This window comes from Streptomyces sp. NPDC059853 (assembly GCF_042731495.1).
In the GTDB taxonomy this organism is placed as follows: Bacteria; Actinomycetota; Actinomycetes; order Streptomycetales; family Streptomycetaceae; genus Streptomyces.
Genome location: NZ_JBHWJL010000320.1, coordinates 1 through 5,662 on the forward strand (window position 1 = coordinate 1; position 5,662 = coordinate 5,662).

The following is a 5,662-nucleotide window of genomic DNA, read 5'->3' on the forward strand; positions in this document are numbered from 1 at the left end:
GCCCCGCAGGACATCCGTCCCGCGGGGCTCCGTCGTCGGTGCGAGGGCGGCTCAGGCGGCGGCGAGGGCCTTGGCGCGCTCGCGGGCCTGCTCGTGGGCCTCGGCACGGGAGGCGTCGGCCTTCTCGATCAGACCGGACATGGCCGGGACGATCCGGGCCAGGGTCAGCTCGGGCACGATGAAGTGCACGTCGAGGCGGAGGGAGCCGCCGAGGACCCACTGCAGGTAGTTCTGCGCGAAGTCGTTGCCCTCCATGGGGGTGCCGGGCGCGTAGGAGCCGCCGCGGCTGGTGACCACGGTCACGGGCTTGCCGGCGACGGTGGACTCCTCGGTCTGCGAGGTGCGCCCGCCGATGATGATGTGGTCCAGCCAGCTCTTGAGGGTGGACGGGATGGTGTAGTTGTACAGCGGCGCACCGATGACGACGGCGTCCGCGGCCTCCAGCTCCTTGGCCAGCTCGTCGCGCAGCGCGTAGGAGGACTGCTGCTCGGGGGTGCGGTCCTCGGCGGGAACGTTCGGGGCGTAGTACGAGACGGCGTCGATGTGCGGCAGCGGCTGGGCCGACAGGTCGCGGTAGATGACCTCACCGTCCGGGTGCTGGGCGAGCCAGGCGTCGCGGAAGGTCTTGGTGACCTCACGGGAGACGGAGTTGTCACCGTTCAGGGACGAGTCGATGTGCAGCAGCGTGGGCATGAGGGCTGGTTCCTTCGTGACGGCTGGTAGTGAAACGCGTATGTAGCTGCGGCAAAGTGCGCAGATTCTTTGAGCGTAGCAGCTTACTTTTATTTAGCAACTTGCTTCCTTCCCGTACAGTAGGAGCCATGGCGGAGCGACGGGACGGGCAGGACGGCGGCGGCTGTACCGAGCCTGATGACGCGATGACCAGGGTGTTCAGCGTCTTCGGCAAGCGGTGGACCGGCCTGGTGGTGGCTGCCCTGATGAGCGGGCCGGGCCACTTCGCCGTCCTGCGCCGCTCCATCCCCGGCATCAGCGAACGGATGCTCTCGGACCGGCTCAGCGAGCTGGCTGCCCTCGACCTGGTCTCCCGCGAGGTGGACCCCGGACCGCCGCTGCGCGTCACGTACCGGCTCACCGAGGCGGGCGAGAACCTGCGCCCCGCCCTGGTGGAGCTGTCCCGCTGGGCCGAGCGGCATCTGGTGGACGGCGCGGAGCAGTGCCCCGAGGCCCTGCGCGAGTGACCGCCTAGGCTGACGGGGTGACAATCCCGGAAGAGCACGAGCAGCCCCGGGCCGGCGAGGCCCGCCAGGACAGCGCAGCGGACGACGCCCACGAGGAGGCCGCCGCCACCGAACGCCTCGACCGGGCGGTCCGGGCGGCCGAGGCCGCCCTGATCGAGTTCGAGATCGCGGTCGAGACCTTCCGGATCGAGGTCGAGAACTTCTCCCGGCTCCACGAACAGCGCCTCGGCCCCCTCTACGCCCGGCTGGAGGAACTGGACGCCGAGATCGCCGAGGCGGTCGCGGCCCGCACCAAGGACCCCGAGGACGAGCGGCGGGCCCGCGAGGCGCGCGCCATGGTGGCGCCCATGCCGCAGGTCTCCGAACTCTTCCAGGGCTGGCTGGACGGCGACGGCTTCTCGCCCGAGGCCGCGGCCATGCTCACCGAGCAGTCCGTCCAGCCCCCGCCCAAGGTGCGCCCCGGCGAGGAGGCCCGCAAGCTCTACCGCGAACTCGTCCGCCGGGCCCACCCCGACCTCGTCGCCGACCCCACCGAGCGCGACCGGCGCGGTGCCTTCCTGGTCCGGGTCAACCAGGCGTACGGGCGCGGCGACGCGGAGGAGCTGCGGGCGCTCACCACCGAGTGGGACAACGGCGTCGGACCGACCCCGGAACCGGCCGGGTACGGGCGGCGCGAGGAGCTGTACGCGCGCCTGGAGTGGCTGGCCAACCGCAAGGAACTGCTCGCGGACGCCGCCGCCGCGCTGGAGGACAGCGCGATCGGCGCGATGCTGCGGATGGCCCCCGAGGACCCGGACGCCCTGCTGGAGGAGGTCGCGGCCGAACTGCGGCAGAAGGTGACGGCGAAGGAGGCCGAGCTGGCCGCCGTGCTCGCCGCCGGCTGACGTTAGGCTCGGGCGTATGACTTCCGCGAATATCCCCACCGTCTCCGTCGGTGAGCTGCCCGCCGACGCCGTGCTGCTGGACGTGCGCGAACCGGAGGAGTGGGCGGCCGGCCGTGTCGAGGGCGCGCTGCACATCCCCATCCGCGAGGTGGTGGACCGGCTCGGGGAGATCACCGAGCGGGCCGGCGACGGCCCGCTGTTCGTGCTGTGCAAGGTGGGCGGCCGGTCCGCGCAGGTCACCGAGTACCTGGTGCGGCAGGGTGTGGACGCGACGAACGTGGCGGGCGGGCTGCACGCCTGGCACGACGCGGGCAAGCCGCTGGTGAGCGACGCGGGCGAGCCGTTCGTCCTGTAACCGTCCGCACCGCTCGCCGCTCGCCGGGTCGCGGGCGGCGGGCCCCGTCAGGGGTGCCCGGCCGGGACTCCGGGGCCCCCGTCCCGCTCCTGCTCCTCTCCCTGCTCGGCGGGGTCCTTCTTCCCCTTGTCCTTCTCGACCGTTGCGGCCGGGCCGCAGTCCGGCAGGCACACGGGTGTGGTGTTCTCGGCCGGCGGCGGGAAGTGCGCCGCCAGTTCGCCGAGGACCTGCCGGGTGGCGGCGCCCGCGCAGATCTCGGACAGGCTCTGCTCGCGGACGTTGCCCAGGGTGAGCCGGCGCGCGAACACGCACGGGGTGACCCGGCCGTCCGGGAGCACGGCGAGCCGGCCGTGGCCGCAGCGTCCGCACAGCCCGCCGCACTCGGGGGCGCGCGCCGCGCCGTCCGCACCCTCCACGCCGTCCCGTACGTCCGCCGCGCCGCGCCCGTACGGCCGGATCCGGTCCGTCCCCACCTCCCGGATCCCCAGTTCCAGCAGGTCACGCCGCCCGCCCTCGGCGTGCGCCGGGGCCGGCAGCTCGATCACGTTGCCGCGCAGCGGGACGCCCAGCTCGCGGGCGCGCCGGATGTTCGCCCGGGTGCGGGCGTGCGCGCCGCCGGTGCCGGTGACCGCGTCGTGGGCGGCCGGGTCGTCGCTGTAGTAGCTGAACGCCAGCCGCACCCCGTCCCGGCGCAGGGTGTCCCAGAGCCGGGGGCCGATGTGCGTCATGTTGCTGAACACCTCCACCGCCATGCCCTGGGCCAGGGCCCGGTCGATGTACCCGGGCAGCCCCGGGTGGAGCGTCGGCTCGCCCCCGATGAACTGCACGTCGCGGACGCCGAGGCCGCCCAGTTCGCCGAGCACCCGCAGCCAGTCGGCGTCCGTCATCGTCCCGTGGGTGCCCTGCGGGGAGGAATCGGCGTAGCAGTGCCGGCAGCGCAGATTGCAGAAACCGGTGATCTCCAGCCAGGCGAAGCGCGGGTGCAGTGGGTGGCGGGTCGGCGCGGGGGTCGGCTGGGGCATCGGTCCTCCGGATGCGGTCACGGCGCGGCGTTGTCACTGCGCTAACGACGTGACGGCGCCCGAAGAGACGCCCGGGCCCCGCTTCCCCCGGGCCCGGGCCCATGCGCCGCGTTGGGCCGGGACGCCGGGGTGTTCGGGCGGGTGAATCCGGGGAGCGCGGCGTTGACGCCCGGTGGGCCCACGGCGGGTGCGGCCGCTGGATGAAGGGCGGGAGAAATCATTTACGGGTGAAAAGATCTTGCCCTTGCTAGCATCTGCGCATGTTCAGCGGGGAGCTTGAAGACGACCTGCGATGGCTGCTGCTCCAGATGAAGTTCGGGCTCACCGTGGCCGAGGACCGCGCCGTGCGGCAGCACGGCATGGACCTGTGGGGTTACACCGTGCTGCTCGGGCTCGCCGAGGAGCCGGCGCGCACCCAGCTGGCGCTGTCCGAGGCGTCGGCCATCGACAAGAGCAAGATGGTCGCCGTCCTGGACGACCTGGAGACGGCCGGGCTGATCACCCGCCGGCCCGACCCGAAGGACCGCAGGGCGCGGATCGTCACGGCGACCGAGGACGGCAAGGCGGCGCTGGCCGCCGCGCGGGCCGAGGTCGCCGCCATCGAGCGGATCGCGCTGGACGGCCTGGACGCCTCGCAGCGCGCCGCGTTCAAGGCGGCGCTGCGGCGCGCCGTCCACGGGCCGCTGCGCAAGCTCGCCAGCGGGGAGTGGCCCCCGGACGTGCCCGGGCCTACGCCGTGGAGCGGGGCGGCGCCGCCCGCCCCGCCGGGGCCGCCGCGCTGAGCCGCGTCACGGCCTCCCGCAGCGCCTCCGTCCCCTTGCAGAACGAGAACCGCGCCAGCCACGCCGGGGTCCCCGCCCCGCCGGGCGCGGCCCGGAACGCGACGGTGGGGATGGCCACCACCCCGGCCCGCTCCGGCAGTTCGCGGCAGAACCGCATCCCGTCCGTGTATCCCCACGGCCGGATGTCGGCCTGGAGGAAGTAGCCGGCCTCGGCGCGGTACGGGCGCAGCCCGGCCGCCGCGAGCCCTTCGCCGAGCAGCGCGCGGTGGGCGCGCAGCGTGTCGCGCAGCCCGGCGGCCCACTCCTCGACGCCGTCCAGCGCCCGGGCCAGGGCCGCCTGGTAGGGCGTACCGGAGGCGTAGGTGAGGAACTGCTTGACGGAGGCGACGGCGGCGACCAGGTGGGCCGGGCCGCAGACCCAGCCGACCTTCCAGCCGGTGACGTTGAACGTCTTGCCGGCCGAGGAGACGGTGAGGGTGCGCTCGCGCATCCCGGGCAGGGCGGCCAGCGGGCGGTGCCGGACGCCGTCGTCGTACACCAGGTGTTCGTACACCTCGTCGGTGACCGCGATCAGGTCGTGGTCGCGGCAGAGCGCGGCGACGGTGTCGAGTTCGTCCGGGGTGAAGACCTTGCCGGTCGGGTTGTGCGGGGAGTTGAACAGCAGCAGCCGGGTGCGCGGGGTGACGGCGGCGCGCAGGGCGGTGGCGTCCAGCGCGAACCGGCCGCCGTCCGGGTCGGGGGTGAGCGGTACGGCGGTCAGCGTGGCGCCGCTGAGCCGGGCACCGGCCGGATAGGCGTCGTAACAGGGGTCGAAGGCGAGGATCTCGTCGCCGGGACCGGTCAGCGCCAGCACGGCGGCGGCCAGCGCCTCGGTGGCGCCGGTGGTGACCAGGACCTCCCCGTCGGCCGCGTACCCGAGCCCGTACCGGCGCAGCTGATGGGCCGCGATCGCCTCGCGCAGGGCGGGCAGGCCGTACGCCGGCGGGTACTGGTTCTCCCCGGCCTGCACGGCGTCGGCGACCTCGCGCAGCAGCGCGGGCGGGCCGGCGAGTTCCGGCACGCCCTGGCCGAGGTTGATCGCCCCGGTGCGCCGGGCCAGCTCCGTCATCTCCGTGAAGATGGAGGTCTCGATCGCCCGCCCGCCGCTGGTCATGCGCCCTACTTTAGGCGCCGGGGTTCGGGCCGTCGCCCTGCTGCGCCGCGTCCTGCTGTTCGGCGATCCTGCGGTGCACCTCGTCCATGTCCACCTCGCGGACCTTGGTGATCAGCTCCTCCAGCGCGGTGCCGGGGATGGCGCCGGGCTGCGCGTACAGCACGACGTTGTCGCGGATCGCCATCAGCGTGGGGATCGAGGTGATCTGGAAGGCCGCGGCCAGTTCCTGCTGCGCCTCGGTGTCGACCTTGCCGAACATGATGTCGT

General features: G+C 73.7%; 8 protein-coding genes. 4 read left to right on the top strand and 4 right to left on the bottom strand.

Annotated elements, in window-relative coordinates; genetic code table 11:
• Positions 1–51: 51 nt before the first annotated feature.
• Positions 52–693: an FMN-dependent NADH-azoreductase gene (locus ACFV5N_RS23840; protein WP_385603413.1), complete on the bottom strand. Its 642-nt coding sequence runs from the start codon at positions 691–693 to the stop codon at positions 52–54.
• A gap of 128 nt (positions 694–821) precedes the next feature.
• Between ACFV5N_RS23840 and ACFV5N_RS23845 the strand changes: the two genes are divergently transcribed.
• The 3 genes from ACFV5N_RS23845 to ACFV5N_RS23855 are packed head-to-tail and all read left to right on the top strand — an operon-like array spanning position 822 to position 2,438.
• A complete protein-coding gene (locus ACFV5N_RS23845) occupies positions 822–1,199 on the top strand; it encodes a winged helix-turn-helix transcriptional regulator (RefSeq protein ID WP_385603416.1) in 378 nt (125 codons plus the stop codon).
• A 17-nt stretch (positions 1,200–1,216) separates the two neighbouring features.
• Entirely contained in the window at positions 1,217–2,083 is an 867-nt protein-coding gene (locus tag ACFV5N_RS23850) for a hypothetical protein (RefSeq protein WP_385603418.1), read from the top strand.
• Positions 2,084–2,099: 16 nt separating this feature from the next.
• Positions 2,100–2,438, top strand: coding sequence for a rhodanese-like domain-containing protein (locus tag ACFV5N_RS23855; RefSeq protein WP_385603421.1), 339 nt, complete (start codon positions 2,100–2,102; stop codon positions 2,436–2,438).
• A 47-nt stretch (positions 2,439–2,485) separates the two neighbouring features.
• Here the strand turns inward: ACFV5N_RS23855 and ACFV5N_RS23860 are convergent, their stop codons facing one another.
• On the bottom strand, positions 2,486–3,460 hold the full coding sequence (locus tag ACFV5N_RS23860) for a radical SAM protein (RefSeq protein WP_385603424.1): 975 nt from the start codon (positions 3,458–3,460) through the stop codon (positions 2,486–2,488).
• A 260-nt stretch (positions 3,461–3,720) separates the two neighbouring features.
• Here ACFV5N_RS23860 and ACFV5N_RS23865 point away from each other — a divergent pair, with 260 nt between their 5' ends.
• Positions 3,721–4,242: a MarR family winged helix-turn-helix transcriptional regulator gene (locus tag ACFV5N_RS23865; protein ID WP_385603427.1), complete on the top strand. Its 522-nt coding sequence runs from the start codon at positions 3,721–3,723 to the stop codon at positions 4,240–4,242.
• Here the strand turns inward: ACFV5N_RS23865 and ACFV5N_RS23870 are convergent.
• Together ACFV5N_RS23870 and ACFV5N_RS23875 are read right to left on the bottom strand one after the other, a co-directional pair.
• The gene (locus ACFV5N_RS23870; protein WP_385603430.1) at positions 4,190–5,395 is read right to left on the bottom strand and encodes an aminotransferase class I/II-fold pyridoxal phosphate-dependent enzyme; all 1,206 of its coding nucleotides are present in this window, start codon (positions 5,393–5,395) and stop codon (positions 4,190–4,192) included. The two genes, ACFV5N_RS23865 and ACFV5N_RS23870, sit on opposite strands and share 53 nt — an antisense overlap.
• A 10-nt stretch (positions 5,396–5,405) precedes the next feature.
• Positions 5,406–5,662 (bottom strand): thioredoxin family protein (locus ACFV5N_RS23875; RefSeq protein WP_385603433.1); only part of this gene is annotated, 257 nt, incomplete at its 5' end.